Annotated in this window: 16 protein-coding genes and 2 riboswitches; of the genes, 8 read left to right on the plus strand and 8 right to left on the minus strand. The window is 67.6% G+C overall.

The window, feature by feature from the left end; translation table 11 throughout:
• Positions 1-73: 73 nt before the first annotated feature.
• From BHE75_RS11690 to BHE75_RS11705, 4 genes are all read left to right on the plus strand, one after another.
• Complete coding sequence (locus tag BHE75_RS11690; RefSeq protein ID WP_015457008.1) at positions 74-1,075, plus strand: PhoH family protein; 1,002 nt, start codon at positions 74-76, stop codon at positions 1,073-1,075.
• A complete protein-coding gene (gene ybeY, locus BHE75_RS11695; protein ID WP_070933970.1) occupies positions 1,072-1,581 on the plus strand; it encodes an rRNA maturation RNase YbeY in 510 nt (169 codons plus the stop codon). Before BHE75_RS11690 ends, ybeY begins: the two co-directional genes overlap by 4 nt.
• A gap of 106 nt (positions 1,582-1,687) precedes the next feature.
• Positions 1,688-2,578 (plus strand): hemolysin family protein, encoded by an 891-nt coding sequence (locus tag BHE75_RS11700; protein WP_041864750.1) that lies wholly within the window; start codon positions 1,688-1,690, stop codon positions 2,576-2,578.
• A 32-nt stretch (positions 2,579-2,610) separates the two neighbouring features.
• A complete protein-coding gene (locus tag BHE75_RS11705; RefSeq protein WP_070933971.1) occupies positions 2,611-3,966 on the plus strand; it encodes a PQQ-dependent sugar dehydrogenase in 1,356 nt (451 codons plus the stop codon).
• Here the strand turns inward: BHE75_RS11705 and BHE75_RS11710 are convergent.
• The 8 genes from BHE75_RS11710 to BHE75_RS11745 form a co-directional block, all read right to left on the minus strand.
• Complete coding sequence (locus tag BHE75_RS11710) at positions 3,963-4,487, minus strand: GNAT family N-acetyltransferase (RefSeq protein ID WP_084653147.1); 525 nt, start codon at positions 4,485-4,487, stop codon at positions 3,963-3,965. The genes BHE75_RS11705 and BHE75_RS11710 overlap by 4 nt on opposite strands.
• Before the next feature lie 4 nt (positions 4,488-4,491).
• On the minus strand, positions 4,492-4,929 hold the full coding sequence (locus BHE75_RS11715; protein ID WP_015457013.1) for a VOC family protein: 438 nt from the start codon (positions 4,927-4,929) through the stop codon (positions 4,492-4,494).
• A 331-nt stretch (positions 4,930-5,260) separates the two neighbouring features.
• Complete coding sequence (gene gcvPB / locus BHE75_RS11720; RefSeq protein ID WP_070933973.1) at positions 5,261-6,826, minus strand: aminomethyl-transferring glycine dehydrogenase subunit GcvPB; 1,566 nt, start codon at positions 6,824-6,826, stop codon at positions 5,261-5,263.
• The gene (gcvPA, locus tag BHE75_RS11725; RefSeq protein ID WP_070933974.1) at positions 6,823-8,190 is read right to left on the minus strand and encodes an aminomethyl-transferring glycine dehydrogenase subunit GcvPA; all 1,368 of its coding nucleotides are present in this window, start codon (positions 8,188-8,190) and stop codon (positions 6,823-6,825) included. Before gcvPA ends, gcvPB begins: the two co-directional genes overlap by 4 nt.
• A 1-nt stretch (position 8,191) precedes the next feature.
• On the minus strand, positions 8,192-8,959 hold the full coding sequence (locus BHE75_RS11730) for a class I SAM-dependent methyltransferase (RefSeq protein WP_070933975.1): 768 nt from the start codon (positions 8,957-8,959) through the stop codon (positions 8,192-8,194).
• Positions 8,956-9,327: a glycine cleavage system protein GcvH gene (gene gcvH, locus BHE75_RS11735; RefSeq protein WP_015457017.1), complete on the minus strand. Its 372-nt coding sequence runs from the start codon at positions 9,325-9,327 to the stop codon at positions 8,956-8,958. The genes BHE75_RS11730 and gcvH overlap by 4 nt, the downstream gene beginning before the upstream one ends.
• Before the next feature lie 3 nt (positions 9,328-9,330).
• Positions 9,331-10,440 carry a glycine cleavage system aminomethyltransferase GcvT gene (gene gcvT, locus BHE75_RS11740; protein ID WP_070933976.1) on the minus strand — a complete coding sequence of 370 codons (1,110 nt, stop codon included), beginning with the start codon at positions 10,438-10,440 and terminating at the stop codon, positions 9,331-9,333.
• A gap of 59 nt (positions 10,441-10,499) precedes the next feature.
• A riboswitch (glycine riboswitch) is annotated at positions 10,500-10,605 on the minus strand.
• 2 nt (positions 10,606-10,607) lie between these two features.
• Positions 10,608-10,729: riboswitch (glycine riboswitch) on the minus strand.
• A 96-nt stretch (positions 10,730-10,825) separates the two neighbouring features.
• Positions 10,826-11,467, minus strand: a complete 642-nt coding sequence (locus tag BHE75_RS11745) for a hypothetical protein (protein ID WP_015457019.1) — start codon at positions 11,465-11,467, stop codon at positions 10,826-10,828.
• A gap of 112 nt (positions 11,468-11,579) precedes the next feature.
• Here BHE75_RS11745 and ispH point away from each other — a divergent pair, with 112 nt between their 5' ends.
• The 4 genes from ispH to BHE75_RS11765 all read left to right on the plus strand — a co-directional run bounded on the left by ispH (position 11,580) and on the right by BHE75_RS11765 (position 14,663).
• The gene (gene ispH, locus BHE75_RS11750; protein WP_015457020.1) at positions 11,580-12,539 is read left to right on the plus strand and encodes a 4-hydroxy-3-methylbut-2-enyl diphosphate reductase; all 960 of its coding nucleotides are present in this window, start codon (positions 11,580-11,582) and stop codon (positions 12,537-12,539) included.
• Between the two features lie 74 nt (positions 12,540-12,613).
• Positions 12,614-13,573: a homoserine kinase gene (gene thrB, locus BHE75_RS11755; RefSeq protein ID WP_070935785.1), complete on the plus strand. Its 960-nt coding sequence runs from the start codon at positions 12,614-12,616 to the stop codon at positions 13,571-13,573.
• Positions 13,570-14,031, plus strand: coding sequence for a ribonuclease HI (gene rnhA, locus BHE75_RS11760; protein ID WP_015457022.1), 462 nt, complete (start codon positions 13,570-13,572; stop codon positions 14,029-14,031). Before thrB ends, rnhA begins: the two co-directional genes overlap by 4 nt.
• The gene (locus BHE75_RS11765; protein WP_070933977.1) at positions 14,028-14,663 is read left to right on the plus strand and encodes a DsbA family protein; all 636 of its coding nucleotides are present in this window, start codon (positions 14,028-14,030) and stop codon (positions 14,661-14,663) included. Before rnhA ends, BHE75_RS11765 begins: the two co-directional genes overlap by 4 nt.
• Positions 14,664-14,777: the final 114 nt, after the last annotated feature.

Consider the following 14,777-nt stretch of genomic DNA (forward strand, 5'->3'; position numbering starts at 1 on the left):
CCGATCCGCCCGGAAAGCGCCACCTTGGCATTCGCGAGTCCCGCCTGGCCGGCGCGGCTGCACAGGGAGATTTATGTCGCGTAAGCCCGTACAAGCGCAGGCCGGCGATCGCGCCCGCCTGGAAATCCTGTTCGACAAACCCCAGCTGCTGGGCCGCCTGTTCGGCGAATATGACCAGAATCTCGTGGCGATAGAAAACCGGCTCGGCGTCTATATCGCCGCCCGGGGCAATCGGCTGCAGATCGAGGGCGAGGCCCAGGCCGCCGCCCGCGCTCGCGAGGTGCTGACCGGCCTCTACAACCGCATCGTCCAGGGGCAGGACATCGATGCCGGCGCCGTCGATGCGGTGATCGCCATGTCGGCCGAACCGACGCTGGATGGCATCATCCGCACCGACGTCAGCCAGCCGCCCGCCGTGCTGATCCGCACGCGCAAGAAAACCATCGTCCCGCGCTCCACCACCCAGATCCGCTACATGGAGGCGCTGGGCACGTCGGACATCATCTTCGCCCTTGGCCCCGCCGGCACGGGCAAGACCTATCTCGCCGTCGCGCAGGCCGTGCAGCAGCTCATCGCCGGCTCGGTGGATCGGCTGATCCTTTCGCGCCCGGCGGTGGAGGCCGGCGAACGCCTCGGCTTCCTGCCCGGCGACATGAAGGAGAAGGTCGATCCCTATCTCCGCCCGCTCTATGACGCGCTCTACGACATGCTCCCCGCCGAGCAGGTGGAACGCCGCATCGCCAGCGGGGAGATCGAGATCGCGCCGCTGGCCTTCATGCGCGGCCGCACGCTTTCGGATGCCTTCATCATCCTCGACGAGGCGCAGAACACCACGCCGGCGCAGATGAAGATGTTCCTCACCCGCTTCGGCATGAACAGCCGGATGGTGATCTGCGGCGATCCCCGCCAGGTCGATCTTCCGGTGCCCGGCAATTCGGGTCTCGCCGATGCGGTGGCGCGGCTCGAAGGCGTGCAGGGCATCGCCACGGTGCGCTTCGGCGCCGGCGATGTCGTGCGCCATCCGATCGTCGGCCGCATCGTCGAAGCCTATGAGGGCAAGGATGACGAAGCGTGATCGAAACCGCCGTTCAGGTCGAGCCGGCATGGGATGATGCCGTGGATTGGGAGGCGCTGGCCGAGCGCGCGGTGCTGGCCGCCTTCCGCCACAGCCCGCACGGCCCCCTGGTGGACGATTCCGTCGCGATCGAGGTCTCGGTCCGCTATGCCGAGGATGACGAGGTGCGCGAGCTGAACGCCACCTATCGCGGCAAGGACAAGCCCACCAACGTCCTGTCCTTCCCCATGGTCCAGCCCGATCTTCTGGAAGGGCTGTCGAACAGCGACGATGGCGAGGTGCTACTGGGCGACATCATCCTCGCCCATGGCGTCTGCGTGCGCGAAGCCGAGGAAAAGGGCGTGGCGCCGGCCACCCACGCCACCCATCTCGTCGTCCACGGCACGCTCCACCTGCTTGGCTTCGACCATATCGACGAAGGCGAGGCGGAGGCGATGGAAGCGATCGAGCGCGCCGCCCTCGCCTCGCTCGGCATCGGCGATCCCTATGCGATCGAGGATGATTGAGCGGCCCGGCCGGCGCGATCGACGGGTGGGATATAGCGTCTCGACTCAGGCGGGATAGGACGGCTATTCTGTCCTTCCTGACAAAGGGGACTGAAACACCAATATCATGCCCGACGATTCCAGTAGCGGCGACAGTAGCGGCCGATTGTGGCGGGGCCTGCGCGCCCTTCTCTTCGGTGAGGAAAACGAGCCGACCCTTCGCGACCAGATAGAGGAAGCGATAGAGGAGCATGAAGGGGAGGCCCCCACCAAGGGCGATCTCTCCCCGATCGAACGGCAGATGCTGCGCAACCTCCTCCATTTCGGGGAGCGCACCGCCGGCGATATCGGCGTGCCGCGGGCGGACATCATCGCCGTGCCGGAAACGATCAGCTTCGCCGATCTCGTCGCCACCCTCGTCGATGCCGGCCACAGCCGGCTGCCCGTCTATCGCGAAAGCCTCGATGAGGTGATCGGCATGGTCCATGTGAAGGATGTCTTCACCATCCTTGCCTCGGGCGGGCCGCATCCGGCCACGCTGGAAGGCTTGATCCGCCAGCCGCGCTATGTGCCGGAATCGATGGGCGTGCTCGATCTGCTTGCCGAGATGCGGGCCACGCGCACCCACCTCGCCATCGTGCTCGATGAATATTCCGGCACCGAGGGGCTGGTGACGATCGAGGATCTCGTCGAGGAGATCGTCGGCGAGATCGATGACGAGCATGACGAGGAGACGCAGGCGCTGCTCGTTCCGCTGGAAGACGGCATCTGGGAAGCCGATGCCCGTGCGGAGCTGGAGGACGTGGCCGAGATCATCGATCCGCGCCTTGCCGAGGTGGACGAGGATATCGACACGATCGGCGGCCTGGCCTCGGTCCTGTCCGGCCATGTGCCGCAGATCGGCGAGGTCGTGACGCACAAGAGCGGCTGGCAGCTCGAGATCACCGATGGCGATGCCAAGCGCGTCTCCCGGCTCCGCCTGCATCCGCCGCGCGACCTGCCGGCCGAGGAGGAGTAGCGCGGCGACGGCGAATGCCATAGACTAGGCCCATGAAAATCCGCACGATCCTGATCCCTGTCCTCCTCGCCGGCGCCGCCTATGGCGGCTGGCGCATGCTCAACAACGAACATGCCGATCTCAGCGTCGATGCGGTGACGGGGGCGAACCCCACCATCGCCGAACCGAAGAAGCGGCTGCTGCCGACCGTGAAGGTGGCGGACGTTGTCGGATGGAAAGCGGGGGAAACGCCGGTCGCGGCACAAGGGCTGCGCGTCAACGCCTTCGCCACCGGGCTCGAACATCCGCGCTGGCTGCTGCCGCTTTCAAATGGCGACGTGCTGGTGGCGGAAAGCAACAGCCCGCCGCGCGACGGCGGCGGCGTGCGCGGCTGGGCCATGCGCTACATCATGGGCCGGGCCGGGGCGGGCGTCCCCTCCCCCAACCGCATCACCCTGCTGCGCGATGCCGATGGCGACGGCGTGGCCGAACAGCGCAGCGTGCTTCTTTCCGGGCTGAACTCGCCCTTCGGCATGGCGCTAGTCGGCGATCACCTCTACGTCGGCAACGCCGATGCCCTGGTCCGCTTCCCCTTCAAGCCGGGCCAGACGAAGATCGATGCGCCCGCCGAGAAGATCGTCGATCTTCCCGCCAATCCGCCGGGGCATTGGGCGCGCAACGTCGTCGCCAATGCCGACGGCTCGAAGCTCTATGTGGCGGTCGGATCGGCCACCAACATCGCCGATAACGGCATGGACGTGGAAAAGGACCGCGCCGCCATCTGGGAAGTCGATCCCAAGACCAAGGCGCACCGCATCTATGCCTATGGCCTGCGCAATCCCACCGGCATGGCGTGGGAGCCGACGACGGGCGCGTTGTGGACGGTCGTCAACGAACGCGACATGCTGGGCTCCGATCTCGCGCCCGACTATCTCACGCATGTCGAGTTGGGCGGCTTCTACGGCTGGCCCTATTATTACTGGCACGGCTACATCGACAATCGGGTCGAGCAGCCGGACGAGGATCAGCGCCAATATCTGGTCCGGCCGGATTACGCGCTCGGGCCGCATACGGCCTCGCTGGGCCTCAGCTTCGCCAAGGACGTGAAGCTCGGTTCGCGCTTCGCCAACGGCGCCTTCATCGGCCAGCACGGTTCATGGAACCGGCGGCCTTTCTCGGGCTATAAGGTGATCTTCGTCCCCTTCGCCAACGGCAAGCCTGCGGGCAAGCCGATCGATGTGCTCACCGGCTTCCTTGACGACAAGGATCGCGCACGCGGCCGCCCCGTCGGCGTTATCGCGGATCGCACGGGCGCGCTGCTCGTCGCCGACGATGCCGGCAATGCCGTCTGGCGGGTCAGCGCCACGGACGTCGCTGCATCCGGGCCCGCGCCGGAACCGGCAAACTAAAAACGCTTCAACCGATAGAGCACGTGCCGGCGCAGCGGATGCGCCGCGTCCAGTGCCGGATGGTCGAAATCGGCGGCGGGATCGCGGCGGAACCCCAGCCGATCCATCACCGCCTGCGATCGGATGTTCGGCACGGACGTGATGGCGATGACCTCCTCGCCCTGGAGGCGCTCCGCCGCATCCGCCAGCACGGCCCGCATCGGCCCGGTCACATAGCCGCGCCCCCAATGCGCGCGACGGAGCCGCCAGGCGACCTCGATGGCGGGCGCGCAGGCGAGGTCCTCGCGCACGGGCTGCAGCCCCGCCGCGCCCACGGGCACGCCCTCATCGTCCACGATCGCCCACATGCCCCAGCCGCGCTCCCGCAGGCCGCCGAGCATGCGGGCGAAGGCGGCCTCCACCTGCTCGTCGGTCCAGGGGCCGGCCAGCCAATGCACGATATCGGGATCGGTTTGGATCAGGCGAAAGGCGGGCAGGTCCCCCTCCCGCCACGGCCGCAGGCGCGGGTGCAGCGTTTCCAACGGATCAGGCCCTGGCGAAAAGCTGGCCGAGATCGGCGAAGGCCTTGAACTCCAGCGCATTACCGGAAGGATCGCGGAAGAACATCGTCGCCTGCTCTCCCGGCTGGCCGGCAAAGCGGATATGGGGCGCGATCCCGAACGGAATGCCGGCCGCTTCCACCCGCGCCGCCAGCGCCTTCCAGTCCTCCATAGTCAGCACCACCCCGAAATGCGGCACGGGCACATCATGCCCGTCAACCGCGTTGCTTGCCCCGGCATGGCTGTTGCCCGGCCGCATATCGGGATCGAGGTGGGCGACGATCTGATGGCCGAAAAGATCGAAATCCACCCATTCCGGCGCGCTGCGCCCTTCCGGGCATCCCAGCACCCCGCCGTAAAAGGCGCGGGCGGCCTCAAGATCATGAACGGGAAAGGCGATATGAAAAGGACGAAGGCTGGTCATCGACCCAGCATAATATAAGTTCACGCCGTTGCGAAGCACAGACATGCACCAGAAACGATTCGCATATTATAAGCAACGCCCGGCTAATCATCGCGCTATTTGACGTGATTGACCAAAGAACCCGCGTTAAATTGCGAATTTCAGCTTGGCGGCCCGCTTCACCGCGCAATAGCGCCCACGGGCATAATATCGGCTTGCGGGGGATGCCCTGGAATCCCCGCCGGCCATCAGGCCGCCATTCCGGCCGATCCCCCCGAACAATCGGCCGGATTGCTCCAGGCCTGCCGCCGCCGTTCCCTTAACCTGCCCAACGGCGGCGGCAGTGTGGCCCTTATTCGGCGGCCTGGGCGGCGGCCGGTTCCTTCCAGACAAGTATCGGCTTGCGCGCGGCCAGCGTCTCGTCCAGCCGCCGGCGCGGGGCCAGATGCGGCGCGGATTTCAGCGCCGGATCGCCCGCCTTGGCCCGTTCGCCGACGCTGCGCAGCGCGCCGATGAACTGGTCCAGCGCGGCCTTGCTCTCGGTCTCCGTGGGCTCGACCAGCATCGCTCCGTGGATCACCAGCGGGAAATAGACCGTCATCGGGTGGAAACCCTCGTCGATCAGCCCCTTGGCGATATCCAGCGTCGAAAAGCCCTCCGGCAGATTGTCGTCGGAGAACAACGCCTCGTGCATGCACGGGCCCGACGCCGCGAATGGCGCGTCCAGCACGCTTTCCAGCGAGCGCAGGATATAGTTGGCGTTCAGCACGGCATCTTCCGAAACCTGCTTCAGCCCGTCCGCGCCGTGGCTCAGCATATAGGCCGCCGCGCGAACGAACATGCCCATCTGGCCGTGGAAGGCGACCATGCGACCGAACGATCCGGCATGATGCTCGCCCGCCGTCTCCTCCTCGACCAGGGCATAATGATCGCCCTGCTTCTCCACGAAAGGCAGCGGCGCATAGGGCGCCAGCGATTCGGAGAACACCACCGGCCCGGAACCGGGGCCGCCGCCGCCATGGGGGGTGGAGAAGGTCTTGTGCAGGTTGATGTGCATGGCGTCCACGCCCAGGTCGCCGGGCCGCACCCGGCCGACGATGGCGTTGAAATTGGCGCCGTCGCAATAGACGAGCGCGCCCGCCGCATGCACCGCGTCGGAAATCGCCTTCATGTCCGGCTCGAACAGGCCGCACGTATTGGGGTTGGTTATCATCACCGCCGCCACGTCCGGCCCCAGCCGCGCCTTCAGCGCCTCCAGGTCCACGCGCCCCGCCGCCGTAGCCGAGATATTCTCCACGGCATAGCCGCAGAAGGCGGCCGTCGCCGGATTGGTGCCATGGGCGCTTTCCGGCACCAGGATCACCTTGCGCGCGTCGCCCCGCGCTTCCAGCGCCGAACGGATCGCCAGCAGGCCGCAAAGCTCGCCATGGGCACCGGCCTTGGGGCTCATTGCCACGGCGGCCATGCCGGTCAGCTTCACCAGCCATTCGCCGACGAGGTGGATCAGCGCCAGCGCACCCTGCACCGAATCCACGGGCTGGAGCGGGTGGATGTCGGCAAAGCCGGGCAGCCGCGCCATCCGCTCGTTCAGGCGCGGATTATGCTTCATCGTGCAGCTTCCCAGCGGGAAGAGGCCGAGGTCGATCGCATAATTCTGGCGGCTGAGGCGGGTATAATGGCGCACCGCCTCCGGTTCCGAAAGGCCGGGCAGGCCGATCGTGGCCGCCCGCTCCAGCCCGCCGAGCCGGCTCGCGACCTTGGGGGCTTCCAGCAGGTCCACGCCCGTCCGCCCGCTGTCGCCGATCTCGAAGATCAGCGCCTCTTCCAGCATCAAGCCCTTGTTGCCGGTGAAGGTCTTGACCGGTGCCGCCTCGCCCCCGGCCATTTCCGGGCGCCATCCGCTCTGGTTGATGCTCATCGCAGCGCCTCCTCCAGCGCATCGGCCAATTCGTCGACATCGTCCTCGGTGGTGGTTTCGGTCACGGCCACCACCAGCCCCTTCTCCAGCGCTTCCACGCCCGGATAGAGCCGCCCCAGCGAAACGCCGCCGAGAATGCCGTCATCCGCCAGCGCGCGGACCACGGGCCGGGCCTCGCGCGAAAGCCGCAGGGTGAATTCGTTGAAGAAGGCACCGTTCACCAGGTCCACGCCCGGCACCTTCGCCAGCCTTTCGGCGGCCGCCACGGCCTTGGCGTGGTTCAGCACCGCCAGGTCACGCAGGCCGCGCTCGCCCAGCAGCGTCAGGTGAATGGAGAAGGCCAGCGCGCACAGGCCGGAATTGGTGCAGATGTTCGACGTCGCCTTTTCGCGGCGGATATGCTGCTCGCGCGTCGAAAGGGTCAGCACGAAGCCGCGCTTGCCCTCGGCATCCACCGTCTCCCCGCACAGCCGGCCCGGCATCTGGCGCACATATTTCTCGCGCGTGGCGAACAGGCCGACATAAGGCCCGCCGAACTGCAGGCCGACGCCCAGCGCCTGCCCCTCGCCCACCACGATGTCCGCGCCCATCTCGGCCGGCGAGCGGATCGCGCCCAGCGCCACCGGCTCGGTCACGACCGCGATCAGCAGCGCGCCCATTTCCTGGCAACGCGCCGCCAGCTCGGAAAGATCGGCGACATGGCCCAGGATGTTGGGATTCTGCACGACCACGCAGCTCGTATCGCGATCCACCGCCGCGATCAGGCGGGCCAGATCGTCGCCCGGCGCGCCATCGGCCAGCTCGGGAATGGCGGTTTCCAGCACGTCGCCGGTGAACTTCGCCATCGTCGTGCAGACGGACACATAATGCGGATGCACCCCGGCCGAGATCAGCGCCTTGGCCCGCTTGGTGATCCGCCGCGCCATCACGATCGCCTCCCAGCACGCGGTCGACCCGTCATACATGGAGGCATTGGCGACGTCGCAGCCCAGCAGGCGCGCGACCTGCGTCTGGAATTCGAACAGCACCTGCAGCGTGCCCTGCGCGATTTCCGGCTGATAGGGCGTGTAGGCGGTCAGGAACTCGCCGCGCTGGATCAGATGGTCCACGCTTGCCGGCACATGGTGCCGGTAGGCGCCGCAGCCCAGGAAGAAGGGGCTGTCGCCGGCGGCAAGGTTGCGATCGGCCAGCGCCTTGAGCTGGCGTTCCACCGCCATTTCAGGCGCATGCAGCGGCAGGCCGGCGATGGGGCCGGAAAGCCGGGCGGCCTCCGGCACGTCGACGAACAGGTCGTCGATCGATTGCGCGCCGATGGTCTGGAGCATCGCGCTCCGATCGGCATCGGAAAGGGGTAGATAGCGCATGTTAAGAGGGTTTCCTCATGCTGAATCTCAAGCGGACATAATCGGCGATCCACGTGCCGTCGGGTTGCAGCAGCTGCGGTTTCAGCCTCTCCTGCGTGGCGATCGCCACCTCGGCCTGCTCGGCCTCGGGCACGCCGACGGTGGTCATGAAACCGCCGCGAAAAGTCCTGATCCATCCGGCGGCACCGGCCGGAAGCGGAGTGGGGCGCGGGATCAGATCGGCCTCGATGGCGACAAAGCCGGCCTTGGCATAGACCGCCGCGAAGGCATCCGGCGTCGGATACCATTGCGGGTCGTCAGCCGGCAGTGCGTAGCCGCGTGCCGCAAGCTCGGCATAGAGCGCCTCGCGCAGCCGGGCGACATTGCCGTCCCCGCCCATTTCCCCCACGAACCGCCCGCCGGGCTTCAACGCCCGGAACACGCCCGCCGCAACGGCATCGCCATCCAGCATCCAGTGCAGCGCGGCGTTGGAAAAGGCCGCATCGAATTCCGGCCCGAAATCCAGCGCCTGTCCGTCCGCCACGCGCGCATCCAAGCCGCGCGCCCGCGCGGCCGTGACCATCGCCTCGGATGCGTCCACGCCGATCACCTCGGCGCCGGCGTCCGCGATCTTCTCGGTCAGCACGCCGTCGCCGCAGCCAAGGTCCAGGATATGCTCCCCGGGCTGCGGATCGAGCAGGGCCAGCACCGGTGCGCCAAGGGCGGGGACGAAGGCGGCATTGGCCGCATAGTCCCGCGCTTCCCAGCGGCTGGTGGGGTTTACGCTCACAGCGTGTCCACGAACGCCTTGTATCCGGCTTCGTCGAGCAGGCCGTCCAGCTCCGCGGCATTGGCCAGCTTCAGCTTGAAGAACCAGCCCTCGCCCTCGGGCGCGCTGTTCACCAGCGAAGGATCGGCCTCCAGCGCCGCATTGCCTTCGATCACCTCGCCCGAAACCGGGGCATAGACGTCGGACGCGGCCTTCACCGATTCGACGACGGCGGCTTCCCCGCCCTTCGTCACGGCAGTGCCGGCGGCCGGGACCTCCACGAACACCACGTCGCCGAGCTGCGACTGGGCATAATCGGTGATGCCGACGGTCGCCGTATCGCCGTCGACGGAAATCCACTCATGATCCTTGGTGAAATAGAGCGTCATGGCTCAGGCTCCCTTGCGCACATAATTGTGGGGGACGAAGGGCATGGCCGTGACCTTCGCCTGGAAAAGCTTGCCGCGCTGCTGCAGCGTCACCGCATTGCCCGCGGCCGCCAGCGGCGCCGGCACATAGGCCATGGCGATCGGCTGCTGCAGGCTGGGCGAAAAGCCGCCGGAGGTGACGCGGCCGACTTCGCTGCCTTCGGCATCCAGCACCACCGCGCCCTCGCGCACCGGCTGGCGGCCCTCGACGATCAGGCCCACCCGCTTCGCCGCCGGCCCTTCGGCGCGCTCGATGGCGATGCGGTCGGCACCGGGATAGCCGCCTTCCTCGCGCCGCCGCTTGGGGATGGCGAAGCCGAGGTCCGCCGAAATCGGCGTAGTATCGGGATCGAGATCGTGGCCATAGAGCGGCAGCCCGGCCTCCAGCCGCAGCGAATCACGCGCGCCGAGGCCCACCGGCTTCACTTCGGGCTGTTCGCAGATCAGCGTGGCGATCGTCTCGGCGGCGGATGCCGGCAGCGAGATTTCGAAACCGTCCTCGCCGGTATAGCCCGATCGGCTGATCCAGCAGGAGACGCCGCCCAGGCGAAAGGCCCCGGCGGTCATGAACACCAGCTTCTCGACGCCCGGCGCCAGCCGCGACAGCGCGTCCACCGCCTTCGGCCCCTGCAGCGCCAGCAGCGCCTGCTCGTCCATGTGGTTCAGCGTCACATGCTCGGGCAGATGCTCGTGCATATGGGCGATGTCGTCATATTTGGTGGCGCCGTTGACGACGATATAGAGATCGCCGCGCGTGCGGGTGGCCATCAGATCGTCCAGGATGCCCCCGCTGTCGTTCAGCAGCAGCGAATAACGCATCCGGCCTTCGGTCAGGCCCTTGATGTCGCCGGGCAGCAGCGCTTCCAGCGCATCGTCCACGCCGTCGCCGGAAACCAGCAACTGGCCCATATGGCTGACGTCGAACAGTCCGGCGGACGATCGCGTCCACAGATGCTCGGCCATGATGCCTTCATACTGCACGGGCATCCAATAGCCGGCAAAGGGCACCATCCGCCCATCCCGCGCGCGGTGCCAGGCATCCAGCGGCAGGGTCTGCGGGGTTTCGTCGATCATCGGGCTCTCCGTGCTCGTGGTCGGCGGAGATCGGCCGGACATGATCGTCCCGCCGTTCCGCCGCCCCCTCTGTCACGGAACCTGAGAGCTTTCGCAGGAACGCCAGCCGGCGCCCATGCTTACCCCTTCGGTGGGGCGGTGTCCCGCCCGCTTTCCAGAGTGCCGGTCGATCGGCCGCGGTCCTTTGGCCTGAGAGATTCCGGGGCGGTTGCTCCTTCGGCGGCGCCTGCCCGGCAAATCACCCGATGGCGATTCGCGATGGGCCGGCGCGCTCTCCCGCGCGATCGTCCGGGAATCTCTCCCCGGCGGCAAAGCCAGCCTTGGCGCGGGCGGCGGCCCGAGTCAACGCCGCCCGCTTCACCCGGCCCGTCTTTTCCGCCGCGGCTCAGCGCGTGGCGTTGTAGGAAAGCTGTTCCTGCGTGAGCTGGAAGCCGATCAGCAGCTCGAAGCTCGCCTTGCGCACCGCCGCGCGCACCGCCGGATCGGTGAAGGGATCGACGGCCGCATCCGCGTCCCCCGGCTTGCGCCGGCGCGTCACCTGCGCCTCGATCTCGGGCGGCAGCGTCGCGGCCGAGGCGGCGATGTCGGCACGGCCGCCGCCGGTCGCCGTCGCGGTGGCCTGCCCGTCGGCGAAACGCAGCGCCACGCGGCTCACCTGCTTCGATACGACCTGGGTGCCGCCGCGCGTAACCGTCGCGAAATAGGGCAGAACCACCTCGCGATCGCCCTTGGTGTCGCTGCGCCGGGCCTGCACCTCGAACGTCGCATCGGTGACGATGCGTTCGCCCTGCTGCACGCAATTGTTGCGGAGCTTGGTGATGGTGGCGACCACGTCGATCGCGCGCGCATCGCGGCTGGCGGGCGGGTTGAACAGGGTCACGTCGCCGGTGTCGACCGGAATCGCCACCGCCGGGCAGGACGAGCGGACGGACTTGATGCCCCCCGTCTGGTCGAATTCGGTGCCGCTGGCGCAGCCGGCCAGGCCCAGCGCGACAAGGCTGATGGCGATCGTCTTGGGGTGGAACAAAGGGGCAATCCTCTAAAATCTGTGGGCCGGCGGCGGATGGCCGCGAGCGGGCCGGCGCGGATCATAGGAAGCGCCTTCCGCACAGGCAAGCAATCGCGTAGAGCCCCCAGCCATGCCAGACGTTTCCGTTGCCAGACCTTCGCTCCACCTGCTGATCGCGGCGCCCCGCGGCTTCTGTGCCGGCGTCGACCGCGCGATCCGCATCGTGGAGCTGGCGATCCAGCGCTACGGCGCGCCCGTCTACGTGCGGCACGAGATCGTCCATAACCGCTATGTGGTGGATGGGTTGAAGGCGCGCGGCGCGATCTTCGTCGAGGATCTGGACGAGGTGCCCGATGGCGTGCCCGTCGTCTTTTCCGCCCATGGCGTGCCCAAGGCGGTGCCGCACAAGGCGGAGGAACGCGGCCTCGAATATGTCGATGCCACCTGCCCGCTCGTCTCCAAGGTCCATCGCCAGGCCGAACGGCTGGTGGCGGATGGCCGGCATATCCTGTTCATCGGCCATCGCGGCCACCCGGAGGTGATCGGCACCTTCGGCCAGGTGCCGGAAGGGCGGATGACGCTGGTCGAAACGGTGGCCGATGCCGAGGCGGTCGAGCCCGCCGATGCCGCGAACCTCGCCTTCCTCACCCAGACGACGCTTTCGGTGGACGATACCGCCGCCACCATCGCCGTGCTCAAGCGCCGCTTCCCGGCGATCCTGGCGCCGCGCGGCGAGGATATCTGCTATGCCACCTCCAACCGGCAGGCGGCGGTGAAGGCCATCGCGGAGCAGTGCGATGCGATGCTGGTGATCGGCGCGCCCAATTCCTCCAACTCGCTACGCCTCGTCGAGGTCGCGGAGCGGGGCGGCATCCGCGCCCGGCTGATCCAGCGCGCGGCGGATATCGATTTCGGCTGGCTGGAAGGCGTATCGGTGCTCGGCCTCACCGCCGGGGCCTCCGCGCCGGAGATATTGGTGCGCGAGGTGGTCGATCATCTCGCCGCCCGTTTCGCGATCACCGAGGAGGAGGTCGCCACCGCCAGCGAAAGCATGGTCTTCAAGCTGCCCCGCGCGCTCGAAGCGGCCTGATACCGCCTGCCATCCGTTGCCCGGGCCGGTTCGGCGCGGGATAACATCGCCAATCATGATCCGGGGGAATGGATTTGGCCGTCTATACGCATGTGCCCGCCGAGGAGATGGAAGCCTTTCTCGCGCGTTACGATGCCGGCACGCTGGTTTCGGCGAAGGGCATCGCCGAAGGTGTGGAAAACAGCAATTATCTGATCGATACCAGCAGCCACCGCTTCATCCTGACCCTGTATGAAAAGCGGGTGGACGTGGCCGATCTGCCCTTCTTCCTGTCGCTGCTCGATCATCTCGCCGACAAGGGCCTGCCCGTGCCCCGCGCGTTGCGCGATCGGCAGGGCGTGCAGTTGCAGACTGTATCCGGCCGGCCCGCCTGCCTGATCGAATTCCTGAACGGCGTCTCCGTCACCCATCCCACGCCCGCGCAGGCGCATGCCACCGGCGTGGCGCTCGGCCGGATGCACGCCGCGCTCGCCGATTTCGGCGGACAGCGCGCCAATGCGCTGGGGCCGGACGGCTGGGTTGCGCTCGCGGCGCGCTGCGGCGACGATCTCGATGCCATCGCCCCCGGCCTCAAGGCGCGGGTGTCCGAAGAGCTGGCCTACCTCGCCGATAACTGGCCGGGGGAACTGCCGCACAGCGTGGTCCATGCCGATCTCTTCCCCGATAACGTGCTGATGCTGGGGGATGAGGTTTCGGGCGTCATCGATTTCTACTTCGCCGCGCGGGAAGTCCGCGCCTGGGACGTTGCCGTCACCCATGCCGCCTGGTGCTTCGAAAACGACGGCACCGGCTTCGATCAGAATCGCGCCGCCGCCCTCATCGCCGGCTATGACGCGGCGTTCGGCCTCTCCTCGGCGGAGCGGGCCGCCTTTCCCGCGCTCGCGCGCGGCGCTTCGCTGCGCTTCCTCCTCACCCGCGCCTGGGATTGGCTCAACACGCCCGCCGATGCGCTGGTGACGCGGAAGGACCCCCTCGCCTTCCTCCGCCGCCTCGATTTCTATCGCGATGCCGTGCCGGGAGCGCTGGGCCTGTGAACGATCTGCCGCATGTGGAAATCGCCACCGACGGCGCCTGCAAGGGCAATCCCGGCCCCGGCGGCTGGGGCGCCGTGCTGCGCTTCGGCGATCGCGAACGCGATCTTTCCGGCGGGGAACCGCTCACCACCAACAACCGCATGGAATTGATGGCGGCGATCCAGGCCCTGGAAACCCTGAAGCGCCCCTGCCGCGTCACCCTCAGCACCGACAGCCGCTATGTGATGGATGGCCTCACCAAGTGGATCAAGGGCTGGCTTCGGAACGGCTGGAAGACATCCGACCGCAAGGACGTGAAGAATGCCGATCTCTGGCAGCGCCTGCTGGCGGCCGCGGAACCGCATCGGGTGGAATGGGTTTGGGTGAAAGGGCATGCCGGCCACCCGGACAATGAACGGGCCGACAAGCTCGCCAGCGATGCCGCCATCGCGGCGGGGAGGATGAGCGGGGGCAAATGAGGTTTCGCAAGCGCGACGTTCTCCAGTTCGGCGCATCCCTGCTCATCGGTTCCGGCGCGGCATTCGCCTTCCAATATTTCCGGCCGATCGGCGAGCGGGTGGGCGGATCGCCCACGATCGAAGGCATATTGGCCGATCCGGATGCCCCCCGCATCGGCCCGGCCGCCCCCGCGCTCACCATCGTCGTCTTTAGCGATTATGACTGCCCCGTCTGCCGCCAGTCCTACGATGCGATGCGCGAGGCGCTGGCCGGGCGGCGCGACGTCAGGATCATGTTCAAGGAATGGCCGGTGCTCGGCCCCAATTCCGAACGCGCGGCCCGCGTCGCGCTCGCCGCCGATCGCCAGGGCATCTATGCCGCCTTCCACGAACGGCTGATGCGCCGCCAGGGCCGGATCGACGACGATCTGCTCCGCATGGCGGTGCAAGGCGCGGGCGGGGACTGGGCCAGGATCGAATCCGATCTCGCCGCAAACGCACCCGCCATCGATCGCGCGCTTGCCCGCAACGCCACCGAAGCCTTCGCGCTCGGCCTGTCGGGCACCCCCGCCTACCTCATCGGCCCGCTGCTCGTGCGCGGCGGCCTGAACGAGGCCGGCTTCCGCCAGGCGTTCCGCGACGCGAAGCGCTGAACATGTTGGCAGCGCTGGCGGAATTTCCGCCCGCAGCCCCTTGTGAGGCAGCCGGAAATCGGGCCATTGTCCGCCGCCACAAGGCCCGCCCACGGGTCGATGAAAAGGGATGAT

It is taken from the genome of Edaphosphingomonas haloaromaticamans, assembly GCF_001853345.1.
Lineage (GTDB): Bacteria > Pseudomonadota > Alphaproteobacteria > Sphingomonadales > Sphingomonadaceae > Sphingomonas_E > Sphingomonas_E fennica.

Excerpts from the sequence above, each read along its gene's own strand:
- BHE75_RS11690 (WP_015457008.1), top strand. The coding sequence starts at position 74 with ATGTCGCGTAAGCCCGTACAAGCGCAGGCCGGCGATCGCGCCCGCCTG.
- BHE75_RS11700 (WP_041864750.1), top strand. The coding sequence starts at position 1,688 with ATGCCCGACGATTCCAGTAGCGGCGACAGTAGCGGCCGATTGTGGCGG.
- BHE75_RS11705 (WP_070933971.1), top strand. The coding sequence starts at position 2,611 with ATGAAAATCCGCACGATCCTGATCCCTGTCCTCCTCGCCGGCGCCGCC.
- BHE75_RS11715 (WP_015457013.1), bottom strand. The coding sequence starts at position 4,929 with ATGACCAGCCTTCGTCCTTTTCATATCGCCTTTCCCGTTCATGATCTT.
- gcvPB (WP_070933973.1), bottom strand. The coding sequence starts at position 6,826 with ATGAGCATCAACCAGAGCGGATGGCGCCCGGAAATGGCCGGGGGCGAG.
- gcvPA (WP_070933974.1), bottom strand. The coding sequence starts at position 8,190 with ATGCGCTATCTACCCCTTTCCGATGCCGATCGGAGCGCGATGCTCCAG.
- gcvH (WP_015457017.1), bottom strand. The coding sequence starts at position 9,327 with ATGACGCTCTATTTCACCAAGGATCATGAGTGGATTTCCGTCGACGGC.
- gcvT (WP_070933976.1), bottom strand. The coding sequence starts at position 10,440 with ATGATCGACGAAACCCCGCAGACCCTGCCGCTGGATGCCTGGCACCGC.
- ispH (WP_015457020.1), top strand. The coding sequence starts at position 11,580 with ATGCCAGACGTTTCCGTTGCCAGACCTTCGCTCCACCTGCTGATCGCG.
- BHE75_RS11765 (WP_070933977.1), top strand. The coding sequence starts at position 14,028 with ATGAGGTTTCGCAAGCGCGACGTTCTCCAGTTCGGCGCATCCCTGCTC.